Origin of the sequence: Lysinibacillus sp. NPDC056232, assembly GCF_042267565.1 — a bacterium.
Taxonomy (GTDB): Bacteria; Bacillota; Bacilli; order Bacillales_A; family Planococcaceae; genus Lysinibacillus.
The window spans coordinates 1-17,385 of the sequence record NZ_JBHJTF010000018.1; the positions used below are offsets into that span (position 1 = coordinate 1).

General features: G+C 34.7%; 19 protein-coding genes and 1 riboswitch. Of the genes, 9 read left to right on the forward strand and 10 right to left on the reverse strand.

Features of this window, described 5'->3' with window-relative positions:
- Nucleotides 1-1,176 (forward strand): hypothetical protein (locus ACFCYJ_RS14260; protein WP_376074593.1); only part of this gene is annotated, 1,176 nt, incomplete at its 5' end.
- Nucleotides 1,177-1,751: 575 nt separating this feature from the next.
- On the opposite strand, the gene ACFCYJ_RS14265 is transcribed toward ACFCYJ_RS14260, so the two are convergent.
- Nucleotides 1,752-3,035, reverse strand: coding sequence for a Na+/H+ antiporter NhaC family protein (locus tag ACFCYJ_RS14265; protein ID WP_376074594.1), 1,284 nt, complete (start codon nt 3,033-3,035; stop codon nt 1,752-1,754).
- Between the two features lie 107 nt (nt 3,036-3,142).
- Nucleotides 3,143-3,250, reverse strand: a riboswitch (SAM riboswitch).
- Nucleotides 3,251-3,623: 373 nt separating this feature from the next.
- Between ACFCYJ_RS14265 and ACFCYJ_RS14270 the strand changes: the two genes are divergently transcribed.
- Nucleotides 3,624-4,634 (forward strand): protein NO VEIN domain-containing protein, encoded by a 1,011-nt coding sequence (locus tag ACFCYJ_RS14270; RefSeq protein WP_376074595.1) that lies wholly within the window; start codon nt 3,624-3,626, stop codon nt 4,632-4,634.
- 133 nt (nt 4,635-4,767) lie between these two features.
- Here the strand turns inward: ACFCYJ_RS14270 and ACFCYJ_RS14275 are convergent, their stop codons facing one another.
- Nucleotides 4,768-5,082, reverse strand: coding sequence for a restriction endonuclease (locus tag ACFCYJ_RS14275; RefSeq protein ID WP_376074596.1), 315 nt, complete (start codon nt 5,080-5,082; stop codon nt 4,768-4,770).
- Nucleotides 5,083-5,114: 32 nt separating this feature from the next.
- On the reverse strand, nt 5,115-5,684 hold the full coding sequence (locus ACFCYJ_RS14280; RefSeq protein ID WP_376074597.1) for a winged helix-turn-helix domain-containing protein: 570 nt from the start codon (nt 5,682-5,684) through the stop codon (nt 5,115-5,117).
- 317 nt (nt 5,685-6,001) lie between these two features.
- Here ACFCYJ_RS14280 and ACFCYJ_RS14285 point away from each other — a divergent pair, with 317 nt between their 5' ends.
- The 3 genes from ACFCYJ_RS14285 (at nt 6,002) to ACFCYJ_RS14295 (ending at nt 8,359) form a co-directional block, all read left to right on the forward strand.
- Nucleotides 6,002-6,256 (forward strand): DUF7662 domain-containing protein, encoded by a 255-nt coding sequence (locus ACFCYJ_RS14285; protein WP_376074598.1) that lies wholly within the window; start codon nt 6,002-6,004, stop codon nt 6,254-6,256.
- A 15-nt stretch (nt 6,257-6,271) separates the two neighbouring features.
- Nucleotides 6,272-8,092: a GmrSD restriction endonuclease domain-containing protein gene (locus ACFCYJ_RS14290; RefSeq protein WP_376074599.1), complete on the forward strand. Its 1,821-nt coding sequence runs from the start codon at nt 6,272-6,274 to the stop codon at nt 8,090-8,092.
- Nucleotides 8,093-8,224: 132 nt separating this feature from the next.
- A complete protein-coding gene (locus ACFCYJ_RS14295; protein ID WP_376074600.1) occupies nt 8,225-8,359 on the forward strand; it encodes a helix-turn-helix domain-containing protein in 135 nt (44 codons plus the stop codon).
- A gap of 122 nt (nt 8,360-8,481) precedes the next feature.
- Here the strand turns inward: ACFCYJ_RS14295 and ACFCYJ_RS14300 are convergent, their stop codons facing one another.
- Entirely contained in the window at nt 8,482-8,685 is a 204-nt protein-coding gene (locus ACFCYJ_RS14300) for a hypothetical protein (protein WP_376074601.1), read from the reverse strand.
- Nucleotides 8,686-9,488: 803 nt separating this feature from the next.
- Complete coding sequence (locus tag ACFCYJ_RS14305) at nt 9,489-9,770, reverse strand: hypothetical protein (protein ID WP_376074602.1); 282 nt, start codon at nt 9,768-9,770, stop codon at nt 9,489-9,491.
- A gap of 944 nt (nt 9,771-10,714) precedes the next feature.
- On the opposite strand from ACFCYJ_RS14305, the gene ACFCYJ_RS14310 reads away from it, so the two are divergent.
- On the forward strand, nt 10,715-12,166 hold the full coding sequence (locus ACFCYJ_RS14310) for a DUF7309 domain-containing protein (protein ID WP_376074603.1): 1,452 nt from the start codon (nt 10,715-10,717) through the stop codon (nt 12,164-12,166).
- Nucleotides 12,167-12,413: 247 nt separating this feature from the next.
- Here the strand turns inward: ACFCYJ_RS14310 and ACFCYJ_RS14315 are convergent, their stop codons facing one another.
- The 5 genes from ACFCYJ_RS14315 to ACFCYJ_RS14335 form a co-directional block, all read right to left on the reverse strand.
- On the reverse strand, nt 12,414-12,776 hold the full coding sequence (locus ACFCYJ_RS14315) for a hypothetical protein (RefSeq protein WP_376074604.1): 363 nt from the start codon (nt 12,774-12,776) through the stop codon (nt 12,414-12,416).
- Between the two features lie 15 nt (nt 12,777-12,791).
- A complete protein-coding gene (locus ACFCYJ_RS14320; RefSeq protein ID WP_376074605.1) occupies nt 12,792-12,941 on the reverse strand; it encodes a hypothetical protein in 150 nt (49 codons plus the stop codon).
- A gap of 427 nt (nt 12,942-13,368) precedes the next feature.
- Nucleotides 13,369-13,809, reverse strand: a complete 441-nt coding sequence (locus tag ACFCYJ_RS14325; RefSeq protein ID WP_376074606.1) for a cell wall hydrolase — start codon at nt 13,807-13,809, stop codon at nt 13,369-13,371.
- Nucleotides 13,810-14,015: 206 nt separating this feature from the next.
- Nucleotides 14,016-14,216, reverse strand: coding sequence for a hypothetical protein (locus ACFCYJ_RS14330; RefSeq protein ID WP_376074607.1), 201 nt, complete (start codon nt 14,214-14,216; stop codon nt 14,016-14,018).
- A gap of 383 nt (nt 14,217-14,599) precedes the next feature.
- The gene (locus tag ACFCYJ_RS14335) at nt 14,600-15,151 is read right to left on the reverse strand and encodes an ECF transporter S component (protein ID WP_376074608.1); all 552 of its coding nucleotides are present in this window, start codon (nt 15,149-15,151) and stop codon (nt 14,600-14,602) included.
- A 184-nt stretch (nt 15,152-15,335) separates the two neighbouring features.
- On the opposite strand from ACFCYJ_RS14335, the gene ACFCYJ_RS14340 reads away from it, so the two are divergent.
- The 3 genes from ACFCYJ_RS14340 (at nt 15,336) to ACFCYJ_RS14350 (ending at nt 17,204) form a co-directional block, all read left to right on the forward strand.
- Nucleotides 15,336-16,187, forward strand: a complete 852-nt coding sequence (locus ACFCYJ_RS14340) for a pyridoxamine kinase (RefSeq protein WP_376074685.1) — start codon at nt 15,336-15,338, stop codon at nt 16,185-16,187.
- A 110-nt stretch (nt 16,188-16,297) separates the two neighbouring features.
- Nucleotides 16,298-16,591: a hypothetical protein gene (locus ACFCYJ_RS14345; protein ID WP_376074609.1), complete on the forward strand. Its 294-nt coding sequence runs from the start codon at nt 16,298-16,300 to the stop codon at nt 16,589-16,591.
- Nucleotides 16,592-16,793: 202 nt separating this feature from the next.
- Nucleotides 16,794-17,204, forward strand: coding sequence for a UPF0158 family protein (locus ACFCYJ_RS14350; protein WP_376074610.1), 411 nt, complete (start codon nt 16,794-16,796; stop codon nt 17,202-17,204).
- Nucleotides 17,205-17,385 lie beyond the last annotated feature (181 nt).

The window sequence follows — 17,385 nt, forward strand, 5'->3', positions numbered from 1 at the left end:
GGTTTCTTGGCAAGTTTTATGTTAAGTGATTCTATAAAAGTTAGAACAAGAGATTATAGAGAAAATAAACTCATTGAAGTTGATATTTTTAAAGATAATGAATATGTTTCAATTAAAGAACAAAATGATTTAGTTTTTAAAGGAACAGAAATCATATTAGATTATGAACAATTTTTCAATGTTTTTGAAAGTGTTTCAGAAATTGAAGAATATATAAGGGATAACTTTTTAATTAAAGATATTCAAATAATTGTTGATATTGTTAATGAAAATAGATTTCAAGTGAAATCTTATGAAGATGAAAAAAAGTTAGAGATAGATTTATCGAAATATTTAGAAGATGTAGATGTTACCTTATATGGGACAAAGCAGTTATCCCCTAATTTTATTGAGTACTTGGATGAGGTGGAAAAAGTAAAAATTCAATATTGTTTTGATGGACTAAATGTAGACTCTGTAATAGAAAAAAATATCTCTTTAAATAAATTTATAGGAAATAATTATATGAAATTAATTAGTTTTTTGGAGATTAATGATTCGAGTGATTTAAATGAGATTATTGAAGCTGAAGAGTACATTGATGATATCGAGGAATATTATAGAGAGAACTACCATGATGAAGATATTGTAATAGCCATTTCACCAACTATTGAATATAAAAAATTTCCTAATGGTTTATTAGAAGGTGAAACAATTATTGAAGGTTTGAACTTTAGTGATTTAGAAGATTTGGAGGATTTCTATCATGATAACTCATCTGGGACGTTTTACCATGATTTTGAATTGGATTTTTTTGGTATTGAAGGTATGAATAAATATGTTGAAATCAAATCCAATGGTGACGTAAAATCAGCAAAATTATATGTGCGAAATGTTTTTGTTGAAGAAGCCAAACTAATTTTTAATAATGGGATATTCTTTTGGAGAAATAAACTAAAATTTAAGTTAAATATATACAATAAATCAATTATGCCAAATGTAGCGAGAAATAACCTTTTAAAGTCTGATATAAAGATATTAAGTAATTCTATTCAACAAGCTCTATATTTAAGTATATTAGAAGAAATAAAAAACCCAATTGAACAAATGGTTTTCAAAGAGTATATAAAAAAATATCATAAATATAAAAATACTTTACTTAAAAGTGAATATAAAGCAGTTATTGATAATTTATAAAGTATTACGCATTTATTCTGAAGATTAAAACTCTATTTTCAAGTTTTTATTAGCTATGTAACAGTGCAAAAGATTAATTTAATAAACAATATGTCGCGATAAATTGAAAATGTATATAACAATTTATAAAAACTTGCCTCCGTAAGGTGTTTTTCAAAACCTTGGTCAAAACTAGGTCAGAGATTTTCAAGAATAGCTAAAAGCCCTTATAAATACTGATAAAACAGCGCTTTTAGGAGACGCCGGTTCGACTCCCGCTGTCTCTATACATAGATTGGATGTGAAACGCAGTTATATTAATAATTTTTGAGATTTGGAATAGTGAACGGGAGTTGAACTCCTGGCCCTATTTGTTAAAGACTAATTGATAAAAGTTAGGAAACTGTGGAGATTAAAGGTACAGGTGAATTTAATCAACCTTTTTAAGATTTTTATCGAAATTTATTACAAAGAAGAATAACCTCAAATAAAAAATCCAATCGTTTTGATTAATCTTTCTTTCAAAACAATTGGATTATTTCAATGTAAAATCAATATTTTTAAAAGCTACACCCGTCACTTTAAAGTAATGAAGTTCAGACTTTCTTTGGTTTCGGGTATCCACTAAGGATAGCGATAATCCCACAAATTCCTATCAAAATCGGGTAAAAAGAGTATTGCAGCATGCTCACTGGCGATATTCCAGCTACACTTGCGGCTGCCAGGAATTGGGCCCCATATGGCAGAAGACCTTGGATCGTACAGGAGAAAATATCTAATATACTTGCGGACTTTCTCGGCTCAATCCCATACTGATCAGCAATATTTTTTGCAAGTGGACCAGCAATTAAAATAGCAATTGTATTATTGGCAGTAGAGAAATTAGTAAGACTCACAAGGCCGGCAATCCCGAATTCAGCACCCTTTTTTGATTTAATTCTTCGTGTGGCAAGGTGAAGTAGGAAGTCAATTCCCCCGTTAAGCTTAATAATCTCCACCATTCCAGCTATTAAGATCGCGAGAAATGCCATTTCATACATGCCTGACATTCCTTCGCCAATCTTTTGAAAAAGGTCCATTAACTGATAGCTACCATCCGCTAAGCCAACAGCCCCGGCGAGAACAATCCCAAATGCAAGGACAAGGAAAACATTCATTCCTACTAGCGCAAAAATAATAACCAAAACATAGGGAACAATTTTTACCCAGCTATAGCTTAAATGCTCTACTTGTGTCGCCGTTTCACCCATTGTGATAACCCCTAAAATAATGCTCGTTACAATAGCTGCCGGCAACACAATCCAAAAATTCACCTTAAATTTATCCTTCATTTGTGCACCTTGTGAACGAACGGCAGTGATGGTTGTATCTGAAATAAAGGATAAATTATCGCCAAACATCGAACCGCCAACAATCGCTGCCATTACTAAAGCCATGGAAAAGTCGGTATGCTCGCTGATCCCAACTCCAATTGGTGCCAGTGCAACAATTGTTCCTACCGAAGTACCCATTGATAGGGAGATAAAGCAGGCAATGATGAACAAGCCTACGACAAGTAAGTTTGGCGGAATGACTGACAGAGCAAAGTTAACAGTGGAGTCCACTGCCCCCATGCCTTTTGCTACCTCTGAAAAGGCTCCAGCCAATAGAAAAATAACAACCATCAGCATGACATTTAAATTTCCTGCGCCTTTACAAAAAATATCAACCTTTTGCGAAAACGATTCTTTTCGATTCATCGCCAGAGCCACAGCGCCCGAAATGGCAATGGCTACAATGACAGGGAAGGCGTAAAAATCACCTGTAATAACCCCTGAACCAATAAATAAAACCAAAAAAACAACAAATGGGATTAACGCCCATGGATTCTCTTTCTTCATTGTTCTACCTCCAAAAATTAAAAATGGATACGTCTTTGTCCATTCTCTTCCTAAAAAAGACCTCTTCTTGAAATAACAAGAAGAGGTCTTATATCTATAAAACACTCCTCTTATCTATCAAGCCATTGCTTGCTGGATTTGGCACAGTAACTTACTCACAAAGTTCCGCTGCCGAGATTTCATAGGGCCAGTCCCTCCATCTCTCTTGATAAGAAGAAAAACATATTATTTTTTGTACAATAATAAAATGTTATAATAAAACATCTATATTTGCAACTTATTTTTAATCAAACTGAATTTCAAAACGACATCAAAGTACATTTTCTCAAAAAAGTTTACTTTACTTTAAGGCTACCACGGCAAAATGAGAGAAGCTTTAAATCTTCGTGAAATTTAGTGTCTTTAATCTCTCGTAATTAAAAACACACTGCCCGTAATCATAAATAGAGCCAAACTATAAACGTTTAAGATTATTCATCTATTAATGAACTTTTTGACAATGTAATAATCATAAATTATAGTAAAAATACAAAATTCAAAAAATATTAAAATTGAAATGGAACGTTTCCTGAAACTAAGGGTGAACATATGAGTAATTTTATTGTAATGCAAAATGCTACACACGAAGAAGAAATCATCGGAGGATATATGTGGTCCCCTCAAAAAAACAAAAATGGAAATAGTAATCATGCGTACGAACGAATGGCTACAATTAAGGCTGGAAATAAAATTTACAGCTGTTATGATCAAGCAATTCGAGCGGTAGGTATAGCAACGTCAGATTGTTATATTGCAGAACAACCGCATGAGCTACAGGAGAAAAATCTATGGTCAGATGAAGGATATAAGGTGGATGTAGATTACACAATTTTAGAACGTCCAATTATGATTAGAGATGTTTGGGGAGATATGGAATCTGATCGTCCGCAAAAATATTCAGCCTTTCAAGAAAATGGACGAGGGAATCAGGCTTACTTATTTCCCTGTCCTAAAGCTTGGGCTAGCTTGTTTGACAACTTTTTTAACGAAGATAGCCCTGAAGCAGAACTAATAGAAGATGGTGAAATTAACGAGGAAATGTTTGCGACTTCTAGTTACGAGCAGGGAGAGTCTAGAGTTAGAAAAAAGCTACAAAAAGACTTGAAAAAACGTAAAAAAATTGGTGATACTGCAGAGCAAAAAGTATTTGAATATGTGAAAAAGAAAGTAATAGAAGTATTCGGTGAAAAATACGGAGAACAGGTAGAGCATGTAGAGCAAACGCAAGGTGATGGATTAGGATACGATATTACAGCATTTGATTATTTACAGCCACAGTCTCCTCCAAAACCAATAAAAATTAAAGTTAAGGGTACAACATCAACAAATACAAGTGCAGTCTACTCAATTTCTTATCCTGAATTGGAAAAAATTATTCAGTATAAGGATGAAATGTGGCTAGTACGTGTATATGGTGTAGGCAAGAAAAGTGAGATGAAAATGGAAATAGATAATGACTTTAGTAGTTATAACTCAGTAAATGATTTGTTGACACGTAAGTATGCATATATTCCATCAACAATTGATGTATATGGCACACGAGTAGAAAACAATAAATGAATTATTAAACTTCAAAATAAATTCTCCTATACTTGACGATAAAGAATAGGATTTTTCTCTACATAAGAAAGACTCGATATATCTTAAAAAATGCAGCAAACTTCAAATAAGCTTGCTGCATTTTGCCTCCGGGTTATAAACCTTCCTCAAAAAAGTCTAAATCCATACGCTTTATTGTAAAGATCTGTACATTCGATACACCTACATTGTATAAAAACATGAGCTCAGTAAGTTTCATTCCATCAATTAATATTAATGATTTATCGATACTCTCGGAATATGTAATTGCTTCTTTTGTAAAACGAGATGTAGTGATATAAATCCCTTTGTTAGCTTTAAAGCCTACTAAGCTTCCTACAAATGCTTGGATATCAGGTCTTGAAACTGGATTTGTCCAACGTTTTCCCTGTAAGTAGATTTTATCTAACCCCAAGATGTCTTCTTTCACAATGCCATCGATTCCACCATCACCAGATTTTCCTACCGCTTCCCAGCATCAGAAATCGATCCTCCGTAACCCATTGCTACGATTAATTTTACAATTAATTGCTCAAAGAATTGAGGAGAGCATTCCATAATTTTTTCTAATAGTTCGGTTTGCAATGATTGCTTTAAGATTTGATCGTTTTCATTCATAATTTCTAAGGGGGTCCTGGAATCCTCAGAAATAACTGTTTGTATATCAGAATCTGTGGAAGGTTTTGTACGATTTTTAAATGCTAAAAATTGAGGATAACGTTCTAATACTTTCTGATTGATTTCTTTATCAGACGAATCTTTAAGAAGTTTTAAGCCTTCGGATGTAATTTTAAATACAGCACGTTTTGGACTACTTATTAGACCGGCATTTTTAAGATAAGTACGTGCCCAACCTATTCGATTAACGACAACTGTTTGATTTCCACTAGGGAGAAGTTCTTCTACTTGTTCTTCTGATAAATTGAAATAGTGAGGTAAAAATTCATACAATTCTTTTAATGTATGCTCATTTTCATCTTTTAGATAGTCTAAAAAGGGATACATAAATTGTTCATAAGTAGGTATTTGCAAGTGAGTCATTCCTTTGTATTAATATAAAAAATCTATATTTTTATTTTACGATAATTGTATAAGATGTGGGACTTAATATTATGTATAATATAGGTATAAGGAAAAAATATAATTTAATGCCATTTTTAGGGCGTTTTGATAAGAAGTAGAATTGGAGATTAAACAGCTTATTGGAAGAAAGAACACATCCTGAGTGTTTTATTGGTCTTGAAGTCAGCCATAAATATAGGAAATAATTACGTGAAACATTTACCTTTTATGTAAGGGAAGCGTCCACATTTAGAGTTTGTGTGATTTAATACCGGAGGAGGGATATAATGCGTGGGGAAAAGTATTTGCAACTACAACAATTTTTAAAATCAAATGGTTCAGAGTGTATTACACTTTCTTTTGGAAATATCGAAATGATTTTAGGTTTTAAACTTCCCGACTCAGCATATAAATATTCTGCTTGGTGGAGTAATAATATTGGTTCTCATACACAAGCGCACTCTTGGGTTGACGCTGGTTACAAAACTCAATCAATTCAATTGGGAAATCAAGTTATTTTTAAGAAAGATATAATAAGATGAAAAAAGGAGATTAAAATGAGTAGCACATTTAAGTCAAATGATACAGCAATTGTAGATATTTTAAAAAATATAGAGAATGGACAAATTCAACTACCAGATTTCCAGCGTGGATGGGTTTGGGATGATCATCGTATAAAAGCATTAATCGCAAGTATTTCAAATGCATACCCTGTTGGAGCATTGATGTTTTTGGAGTTTAGTGAAAATGGTGAAATTCGTTTTAAATATCGCCCGTTTACAGGTGCTAATGCAGCAGATAGTCCAGAAATTTTAGTCTTGGATGGACAGCAAAGGATGACGTCAATTTTTAACTCTTTATATTCGAGAAAACCGGTACAAACGCGTACTGAAAAAAATAAAGAAATCCAACGCTATTATTATTTAGATATTGAAAAAAGCTTGAATAGTACAACGGACCGTGTAGATGCAGTAATTTCTGTTCCAGAAGATAAAATTATCCGAACAAATTTTGGGCGAGATATAGAGCTAGATGTTAGTACGCGAGAGAAAGAATTTGCTAATAAAATGTTTCCATTAAACATTGTCTATGATTCTGTGGAATGCATGATGTGGATGAGTGAGTATCAAAAATTCTATAATTACGACCCTTTAATCTTTCAAGATTATATAGAATTTAACAAAGAAGTACTAGTACCAATTCAAACGTATAAAGTGCCAGTTATTACTTTAGGAAAAAATACACCTAAAGATGCCGTTTGCCAAGTTTTTGAAAATGTAAATACTGGCGGAGTCTCGTTAACTGTTTTTGAATTGGTAACAGCTACTTTTGCTGCAGATAATTTTGAACTTCGAAAAGATTGGGAAGAACGAATGAAAAAAATGATCGATTTGTCTGCTTTATCGTATGCAAATCAAGATCAAGCACTACTAAAAGTAGTATCTTCATCAGATTTTTTAACTGCGATAACGCTTTTAGATCGCTATTATGTTCGTAAAAATGGTGGGGAAGCAATAAGTTGTAAAAAACGTGATGTTTTAAAACTAACCTTAGAGAAATATCAAAAGTATTCAGAGGATTTAATGGAAGGCTTTATTCAAGCGGCTAACTTTTTGAAGGAACAACGGATTTTTACTGCACGTGATTTACCATACAGTACTCAATTAATCCCATTATCGGTTATGTTCACGGTACTTAAAAGCAAAGCACAGGATAGCACAGTGAAACAAAAAATATCTAGTTGGTATTGGTGTGGTGTATTTGGTGAGATGTATGGAGGAGCAAATGAAACTAGATTTGCTACGGATGTTTCTGGAATGATGGAATGGATTGATGGAGGAAAAGAACCAGATACTGTACAACGAGCATACTTCCAACCTACCAGATTACTTTCTTTACAATCTCGGTTAAGTGCTGCGTATAAAGGAGTAAATGCACTAATACTAAAAAAGGGTTGTTTAGACTTCATTACAGGTAGCTCAATGGACTTTACTACATTTTTAGATGAAAGTACAGATATACATCATATATTCCCTCGTAAATATTGTGAGGATAACAAGTTAGAAAAACGAAAATGGAATTCCGTTGTGAATAAAACCCCATTATTTGCTAAAACAAATCGAGGAATTGGTGGTTCTGCACCAAGTAAATATTCTCAAAAAATTATAATTGATAATCGAGTAACTGAAAAAAATCTAAATAATTATCTTGAAACACATTTAATTAGTATTGAAGATTTGAAAAATGATAATTTCGAAGAATATTTTATCAAAAGAGCAAAATCGTTACTGAACTTGATAAGTGTTGCAATGGATAAACCAATCTCAAACTTAGATGGGGAAGATGTTGTAGAAGCATTCGGTAAAGCGTTAATTTAAATTCTCTTTTGAATATTGTTTAGTAATAAAACCTGAGAATTATGAGACGAATTAAAAAGCTCAATAGGTATGGCCATATGGTCCTGCACCCCTAAAGTTAGAGTCAAAAATCTAACCTTAGGGGTGTTTTTTATGGTGAAATACAGTGAAGAATTCAAAATAAATGTGGTTAATGAATATATGAAAGGTCCTTTAGGTTATAAATTATTAGCGGAAAAACATGACATACCAAATTACTCGCAAATAAAGCGTTGGGTATGTGCCTAAATAATAGCTATGAAGGGTGATAGCGAAATAACCTTACTCATAAGTAATATCACTAATACTAAGATAATGAGTAATCGCCAAACCAATATCACTTTGACATCCATATCACAACCTTTCACGCATCATTTAACCCGCATTTTTACTAAATAAATTATTAAAGTATTTAAGCCTAATAAAATAAAATCAAAAAATAAATTATCAATCCCTAAATCTGTTATTTGAAGAATAGATACATCTTCTGATCCTTTATACTGAATCCATTTAAACGGAATCCCTAAAATAAATGCAATCACCAAACTAATAATAGCAATATAGTTTCTCTTCACATGTCCACACCTCGGAAACGTAAGTAGCAAACATAGTTTCTTAATATTTTAGGCGTCACCTTTATTCTCCTTTTTCCTTTAGATTACTTTACTATATGTCCCTGTAAATAAAGCACTTTTTAATACAGCTTCCTAGTAATAGAGCACACCTTTAATTTAAAATAACCGCCATACCTATCGCAGTAAGAGAAGCGATAACAAATGCCCCTACAATCATCCGTTGAGGAGTATCCTTTTTTTCCGCCTCTCGTCACAAAATATTCAGTAACTCTAACAACCAAAAATAAAATTAAAGCTGGTATAGCTAGAACATTAATTGTAAGCTCTTTGCCTGTTACGAGCATTAAAGAAACGAATAACATTCCATATACTAATGCTACATAAAAATGCATTACTCAATGGACCTAGAACTCCGGATTCACTTAACTTTTTCTTATTTGTAGTCAAGGACAATATAAATCCCCCCTAACTTTTCTTTTGCGAGGCCAATAGCGAAAAAAGAAAGAACATTTGAGTGAGTTCTCACGTTCTTTCTTTGCCTATTACCGAAACTTGCTGCAACTTAACTAATTATTAAACTTAGACTTCTTATTATTAAAGAATTTCACAATCAAAACGATGATAATTGTGTAAAAAGCGAAAAAACCTATTGTAAAAGAAATATCAAGGTAATTCATACTCATCGCTATTACCTCCTTTACAACTAATTAATCTAAAAGCAAAAGGGACAGCTAGAGTTTTCAGTTTCTTTGTGCTACCTTACCTTTAACCGGATTCTTTATGAATGAAAATTATATTTAGATTCATCTATACGCCTGTTTACCTGACTTACTAAATTTATTAATAAGAAGTTGAATACAACCACCTAAAAGACCAAATATAATTACACCTGTCCATGGTACGTTCGCTTTAAATACATTATCTTGTACATGAACATAAACAATATCTTGACCAAAAATCGTAGGTTGAAAATTAAAAGATTCTACATTAAATAACACAATAGCAATAGTTCCTAAATACGTAATTAAAGTAAAAGCAATAATACTAAATAGAATAGCAGCAATAGTTTTATGTGATTTCTTCATCTCTACCTCCCAATTTTTTTGAAATTATTCGATAATCCTTTTAAGGAGTAAAACAAGAAAATACTATGAAGTCTTATGATAATTAAAATAATCAACCTATAGATTTGGAAAGATTTTATAAATAAATGCACTAATCAATGTTAAATTTAAAGTGAAATTTAAAAATCCCTCTCTTAAGTAGTACCATACCATTAGCTCTGAAAATTTCAAAATCAACTTTTGTTGGAAAATGAACAAAAATTGATAAAAGTCAGAAAACTATCTTTTGCTTTCTAAAAAATGAATTTGTAATTCCAATAGGGAGCTGTTACTAGACAACACTTAGAGTGTTTCGCACAATTAACATGGCAAGTATAGAAGTGAATGATAATTGGGGAATGAATTTTGAAGTATTGCAGAACGGACAGGTTGTTAGTAAAGTGAATAGAAAGTGGTTCATTTTGAGAATAGATACAAAGTAGAAGTGTTTAACTTCTTTCGGCAGAAGTCTCCCACCTCTATAGGTGGTGAGATGAATGCGGGTTTAAGTTACTTTTCAACGGGTATCCAAACACCTACTGAAATAGAGGAACTCAGTCTAAGAACGCCACGTCCTGTGGCAACGACTGAGTGACCAACATCATGTTGGCCCAAAGCCTCCGGCGGATGTCACGGAATCGGAAAGGAGTTCACAAAGGATGTTAGCCTAAATTCATCGCATCCATGCGATAACGGCAAACTGACCTGCATCGGTAAAAACGCCACGTCCTGTGGCATTACCGAAATGACCGACATCGTGTCGCCCCTCGTGCAGGCCTAAGCACAAAGCCGACTCCGGACGCAATTATGCCGAGGCATAATTGATTGAAGAGATGAAGCAAGTGATTATTACTTTTCTGTGTGAAAGTAGATTAGCCGTAGCTTCATAAGCATCGCTTTAACAAATAGAAGAAGGAGGATAAACAATGATACAGTTACATATCGAAAGTAAGAAAAAACCGGAAATATATCGAAAGTTATTGGTACCGATGAACAGTAGTTTTTCCTTGCTAGATGAAATTATATTACTAAGTTTTGATTTGGATGCTTCGGACTATTTTGATTTTGAAATTGTTAAAAAAGATGGACGAGTATCTAAAGAAAAGATTTGTTTTTTACCTGAAAATGATACGGATTTAGATACAGAAGATGAGTTGGTCGCTGAATGGCTTGTAAAATCTGGTGATGGAGCTGTTGCACACGTTAATGATACTATGGATTCATTTACTATTCGATTAGATAGCTATGTGGAATTACCGATGAACTCTGAAACTCCTAAATGTATTGCTGGAGCAGGCAATATTCACACGGGTAAATTGGACAAGATCAATTTGGAGGAAATTAATGAATGGATACGGGAGGATGAACTTGAAAGCCTAGAGCCAGATTATCTTACTTTATTGGAGCTTGCGAATGACCTAAAAAAATTAAAGCCATGGCAATACTTAAGGGATGATGAAGTCGTTGTCATTGACATTGAAGATGCAGATTACAAAGTACTTGTTTCTGTTATGGGAGCAGGTGGTGAAGAGTTTGGGTTAATGATTTTTGACATGGAGCTTGGCTATAATAGCTTAGCAAAGATTCTTTATGAGAAAAATGAATCGAGCGATTTTTCCTATGGTTTAAATGCTTTAACTGTGAATTTTGTTGATAGAGAAGAGTTAGATACATCAGATTATCTGCTCATTAAAGATTGTGGGCTGTCGTATAGAGGGAAGAAGAACTGGATTCAATTCCGTAGCTATCAGGAGGGGACGCATCCTGAAAGACCAAGCTATCTAGAGGTAGAGCTTTTAATTGATGTTGTCAATACGATGATTAATATTATAGAAGCTCGTAAGGATGGCTGGGAATATCCACAGGTAGCTGCACATCAATATCCAGCGTTTAAAGTGCAAATGGATGGTGAGTTACAAGAAATCTATATGTTGCAAATAAATATGGCAAAGCCAACGTATGAGTGCTACGAGGAAATTTCTATGTTTGAAAAAGCACAATATAAGAAAAAGCCTAAAAGCGCGTTACAGCTAGAATATGATGTATTTTACATGCCTTATGGCGTAGAAATAGAAGAAACGAACCGCACTGTTTATCCGATTGTTGGTATGCTTGTTGAACGAGGGAGCAATTTAGTTATTGGACATGAAATGTTCCCTATACCTAAAACGCCACCAATTGCACAAGGCGTTTTATGGGCATTTTTACAAAGCTTAGAGGTAAGACCAAGTAAAATATTTGTCTCTAAAGAGTTAAGACCAATACTTCAACCACTAGCAAAAATTGTAGGGGTGGAACTTGTAGAAAGCGAACTCCCTGGTATTCGAGAAGTGAGAGAATTTATGAAAACCATGCCCATGGATTTATTTGAAGAATAGTGAATTAGTAAATATCCAATCACACAAAATCCCCCGGAAAGGTTGAAGACTTTTCCGTGGGATTTTCTTTTTTTAAGGTGAAAAAAGATATATTTCGTAACTTACTTTAACCATGGTTTTAAATCAAAAAATGCTTACATCACTTCGGCACAAATGTGGTACAAGTATTTCAGAGGCTAACCTTCAAAAAAAGTCAGCCATTTTTACAATTTATCTCTAAAAAAGAGGTTGTTGCTCAATCAATTTCCTAATTATTACGGTTTATTACTTCAGTAGCAATATAAAATTTACCCTCTCGTTTATACACTACAGATTTTGGAAACGCATCTCCATTTTTTCTTTCATATATAGGAGTACCCTCATTTAAAGAATTAGACTCAAAATTAGTATTCGGAACTTGATTTCTATCTATTTTTTGCTTAATCTCCCCCAATTTCCTTACTGCTTGCGATTTTCCAACTGGTTCATTGGTTACTACATAGACTGTATCTTGAATTTTCAGCATCTCCACAAGATTGTGTTTGCTCTCGTAAACCTTATCAACAGTTATAAGTAAGGCAATTATAAGTATTGTTGTACCAATAATCCAAAATGTTTTTTTGTTTTTCATACGGCATACTACTCTCTATTTATTTCTACTCTTAACATACGTACTTGATGCATTGCTTATATATTTTGTCGTGGAACTAGTGTATATTCCTGCTCCATTATATTTCTTCACATTGTATTTAGTCATATCTTCATTGCCATAAACACCCGGTCTTGTTTTTAGCATGATATTTCCTCCTACTTTACTTTTCCCGAGTATATTAAGCATATCAGTAGCTATAAATATTACAAAATCAACTTTTGTTATAAATTAAACAAAAATTGATAAAAATCAGAAAAATACTGTTAGGATGGACTTTGTAGAAAGTAAATTCCCTAGTATTTGAGACGTGAAAGAGTTTATGAAAACTGTACAAATGGATTTATTTAAAAGAATAGTGTATGATTATTCCACTCATTTTCCTGACTTTAGCAAGTTAATATACTTTCAATACAAATTTTAAAGGTAATAAAAATTATCTAGTGATTTAAACCATTTCGCCAACCACATAAAATCCCACGGAAAGGGTGTAGACTTTTCCATGGGATTTCTTTTTTTAGATGAAAAATAGATATTTCTGTTAAGGGTATTACCAAAAATGCAAAATGGCTACCTATCCTTGATACACACTTTCACATGTATCAGGTGCTGGTTCATAGAAGCAATGATTTTTAAATTGACCAGTAAAAGGCTGACCGTACCATGTTGGAGGACATGGTGCGTATGGATTGAAATACCACAGTGCGAACTTCGCTGGATGTTCTCTCCAATAATCCAAAGTCAGTTTAGCTAATCTTTTTTCGGAAGATCGCGCTCTTTGGTAAAACATATTCCCTTTTTGAACCGCTTCAAAAGAATAATTTCCTCCTTGTACCTGATAAATGACATCATTAATGGTTCTTAAATCTTTAAAGTCTGGACACTCTGCTATCACACGATTCACAATGACATTGCCAACATATAGCATTCCTTGGTTTCCTTCACCTACAGCTTCTGCTCTCATCATCCTTGCCACTAAGTCAACGTCAGAATTTATATATTTTACTCTTGGCATTTTTTCACCTCCACCTTATAGTATGAAAAAGAGCATACATTATTGAAAAAATATTCATTTGGAAAAAGTGATGATCGATAAGAAAAGGTTGAAACGTCATTTCGAATGACTTTCGTGAAAGTGGGGTACCAATGCACTTTTATGTATAAGCAGTTATGCGAAAGAAAAAAATCATGTGCTTTATACACATGATTTCTTTAAATCTTTCATTTATTTTTAACGAACGTATAAATATTTAAAATAACGCCTATAACGAACATAATGATTGCATTTAATGCAAGGATTACCACTATAAATCCTCCTGCAAATGCAATTCCTTCTCGTGTGTTATCTGGTTCAAAGGCTTTAGCATAACTAACCCCTAAATACACAAAACTACCGACTATTACCGGAATTAAAAGTGCCATGCCAATTGCAGAAGCCCATATAGGGATCTTCTTATTTTTGTATAAATAGGCTGCTAAATAATCACAAATAGATGGTGTGTTTATGTTGTAGTAATCAATTATGCCTTGGCATAATTGCGTCCGGAATCGTTTGTGCTTAGGCCTGCACGAGGGCCGACACGATATCGGTCATTTCGGTAATGCCACAGGACGTGGCGTTCTTAGACTGAATTCCTCTATTTCAGCAAATGTCTTTTGTACCGAGAGCGTAGCGGCAGGCACAGGTGTTTGGACACCCGCTGAAAAGATAACTTATACCCGCATTCATCTTACCACCTATAGAGGTAGGAGTCTTCTGTAACTGACGTTTCACTTTCGCTACAAAGAGCATTTGCTGAAAGAAGTTAAAAATTCTTTTTGAAGTACGGTGTTTTTTTCATCACGACACATACTGGAATGGCGATGATTAACCCGACAACGTTTTGGATTAAGTCTCCTGGAATGGATGCCATCGGGGCAACCCAGCTTTTGAACATAATTGCTTGCCCGATATAGTAAACCCCCATCATTACGGGCATAGCAACAACGGCTGCTAATATGTTTAATCGGATGTCGTCGCCTCTATGTCCTTTAGACCAAGCGATTTTCCCAACGATGGCGCCTTGTAATGCGCGGGAGAGTATTGTAGTTGGCGCCCAAATTAACCAACCCCCTACGATATCGAATAAGCCCATTCCGATTGCTCCGGCAAGAGCTCCTTTTTTAGGACCGAATAAAATCGACGTGATTAAAAGCATGGATGTCCCTAAGTGAATAAGGCCGCCTTGCCCAAATGGTAGCCTAATATTAATAAACATTGTGGCGACGAAAACAAGTGCTGCTAAAATGGATGTAATCACCAAATCGAATGTTTTCGTGCGTGATTTTGTATACGATTGACCTTGTATAGTTTGCATATGCATGTCCTCACTATGATGAATTTTTCGATAATTTTAACTTTAGCAAAGGACTGACTATCGTAAAAGTGCCAATTTGATAAAAATATTAAAGGTCAGTTTGGTTTTTTATAAATATGCACATTTTCGCATCTTTCTAATTATGATACGATGAAGAGAGTACAAGCTGGGTTAGGTGGAGAGTATGATGAAAAAAGTTGCTGTAATTCAAGATATGTCATCCTTTGGGAAGTGCTCGTTAACGGCTGCGATGCCTGTGCTGTCAGTGATGGGTGTTCAGGCGGTGCCACTACCAACTGCGATTTTAACGGCGCAAACGGGGTATCCGAGTTTTTATTGCGAGGATTTAACGTCAAAGATGGATTACTTTGTGGATGAGTGGAGCAAGCTTGGTGCGACCTTTGATGGCATACACACAGGCTTTGTGACAGGGAAAGAGCAAATTGATAACATTTTTCGATTTTTAAACGTGTTTCACTCAAGTAAAACAACGTTGCTTGTCGATCCGGTAATGGGTGATTTGGGCGAGGTGTATAAATTGTATACAGGCGAGTTGCTTGATCGTATGAAAGCGCTAGTGAAGTGTGCAGACATTATTACGCCTAATATTACAGAATGCTGCTTGCTTACGGGTTTGTCATACGAGAAGCTACAAAGTTATCAAGCCGATTCAGATTATCTTCAAGCGTTAGAGGAAGCGGGCCATCAGCTACAGCAGACAACCGGAGCGAACGTCATTATTACCGGTTTGAATCCGCCACCAGCAGATGCGGACAAGCGCTATGTAGGCAATATGTATGTCGATGCAGATCGTTCATTTTCTAGCATTCGAGAATACAACGGCGAGAGTTATTCAGGCACAGGTGATTTGTTTGCATCCGTCATTATGGGTGGCATGATGCGCGGGCAGGATTTAGTTGAATCGATGAAGCTTGCTGAAACCTTTTTAGCCGCTTCGATTGAAGCTACGTCGAAAGAGCAAATTCCGCGCGAAGCAGGCGTGAATTTTGAAAAGTTTTTAAGAATGCTACTTTAGAAATCTTAGTGTTTTAACACGTTAATTGGTGGTAACGCCTATACAGCTTAACGGAGGATGGATTTTTTGTAAAAGGACCTAATGAAAATCATGAATTGGGGAGGTGTATAATGGATTCAATTAGATATCACGTAGTGCAAGTAAATGATCGCTATTACCAGGGCGAAATAGACCTTCAACCATTCACAGATGATGAAGAACAGGCCTTTGCGTTTACGGATATTGTGGCAGCAAACCAATTGGCTCATGAGATTAATGGAATCGTCCTGACAAGAGACGTCAGTTATCAGGAGCTAGAAGATCTTTCAGCACAATATCTGATTGAGTACGAAGCATTGCCGAAAGAAGAGCGTGACACGATCGAATCGTTTTGTAGGGAGCTCAGTATAGGAATGTATGAATAAAAGTCGAATCGAATCTTTTCGGTTCTTTTTTTATGTAGTTTCTTTAAACTGAACTTAAGCATTCTAACCCTCTAAATCATGGCACTTTCACAATAATGTTCAATGAAATAGGAAACAGCCCGTAGCCACGATTGATGGTTGCGGGTATTTTTTGTAATATGAAATGTGATTTGTGTTGTAGATCTATTGTGAGGTGAGGAAATTGAAACTACTAGATGAACTTGCGGAAGCATTTTTAGATGGATTGAGTGATGAAATGTCGTATGTGTTAAACCGTCGAACAGGTGAAGTTCTTTTGGATGCGTCAGAGGATTTAACTGGTGAGCCTGAAATTGATTGGGATGACGAGGAAGTGGCTGCGGATTTAGTGATAATTCCAACCGTTTCATCGTCTGAAATGTATGATGCCATGGTGCGCTTTGCTAAAAAGCAACCAGATTCGATTACCATCCATTTAATCAACGTACTGAACGGAAACAAGCCTTTACGATTTTTTAAGGAAAAAATTTATGAACTAGGCATCGAAAATCATTGGTACCAATTTGAGCAGGATTATGCTAAGAGCAGAATGACGGAGTGGCTAGAAGAGTTTTCTAAAGTTGAAGGTTGCTAAGCAATGTCTTGAATATTAAACACCAGATGATATGAGAAAATCATGTAGCACAGTAGCATAAAACGAGTAAGAAACATCAATTACCCCTTCACATCCCGGGTAAGCGGTCGATGGCCCTTTTTACTGAACGGGCTAACCGGGATGTGGAACTCTCTTTTCTTTACGCTCAAAAGAAAAAGCC

Bases quoted from the DNA above. Each gene is read 5' to 3' on its own strand.
- ACFCYJ_RS14265 (WP_376074594.1), bottom strand. From the start codon at position 3,035: ATGAAGAAAGAGAATCCATGGGCGTTAATCCCATTTGTTGTTTTTTTG.
- ACFCYJ_RS14270 (WP_376074595.1), top strand. From the start codon at position 3,624: ATGAGTAATTTTATTGTAATGCAAAATGCTACACACGAAGAAGAAATC.
- ACFCYJ_RS14285 (WP_376074598.1), top strand. From the start codon at position 6,002: ATGCGTGGGGAAAAGTATTTGCAACTACAACAATTTTTAAAATCAAAT.
- ACFCYJ_RS14290 (WP_376074599.1), top strand. From the start codon at position 6,272: ATGAGTAGCACATTTAAGTCAAATGATACAGCAATTGTAGATATTTTA.
- ACFCYJ_RS14295 (WP_376074600.1), top strand. From the start codon at position 8,225: ATGGTGAAATACAGTGAAGAATTCAAAATAAATGTGGTTAATGAATAT.
- ACFCYJ_RS14305 (WP_376074602.1), bottom strand. From the start codon at position 9,770: ATGAAGAAATCACATAAAACTATTGCTGCTATTCTATTTAGTATTATT.
- ACFCYJ_RS14310 (WP_376074603.1), top strand. From the start codon at position 10,715: ATGATACAGTTACATATCGAAAGTAAGAAAAAACCGGAAATATATCGA.
- ACFCYJ_RS14315 (WP_376074604.1), bottom strand. From the start codon at position 12,776: ATGAAAAACAAAAAAACATTTTGGATTATTGGTACAACAATACTTATA.
- ACFCYJ_RS14320 (WP_376074605.1), bottom strand. From the start codon at position 12,941: ATGCTAAAAACAAGACCGGGTGTTTATGGCAATGAAGATATGACTAAA.
- ACFCYJ_RS14325 (WP_376074606.1), bottom strand. From the start codon at position 13,809: ATGCCAAGAGTAAAATATATAAATTCTGACGTTGACTTAGTGGCAAGG.
- ACFCYJ_RS14330 (WP_376074607.1), bottom strand. From the start codon at position 14,216: ATGGCACTTTTAATTCCGGTAATAGTCGGTAGTTTTGTGTATTTAGGG.
- ACFCYJ_RS14335 (WP_376074608.1), bottom strand. From the start codon at position 15,151: ATGCAAACTATACAAGGTCAATCGTATACAAAATCACGCACGAAAACA.
- ACFCYJ_RS14340 (WP_376074685.1), top strand. From the start codon at position 15,336: ATGATGAAAAAAGTTGCTGTAATTCAAGATATGTCATCCTTTGGGAAG.
- ACFCYJ_RS14345 (WP_376074609.1), top strand. From the start codon at position 16,298: ATGGATTCAATTAGATATCACGTAGTGCAAGTAAATGATCGCTATTAC.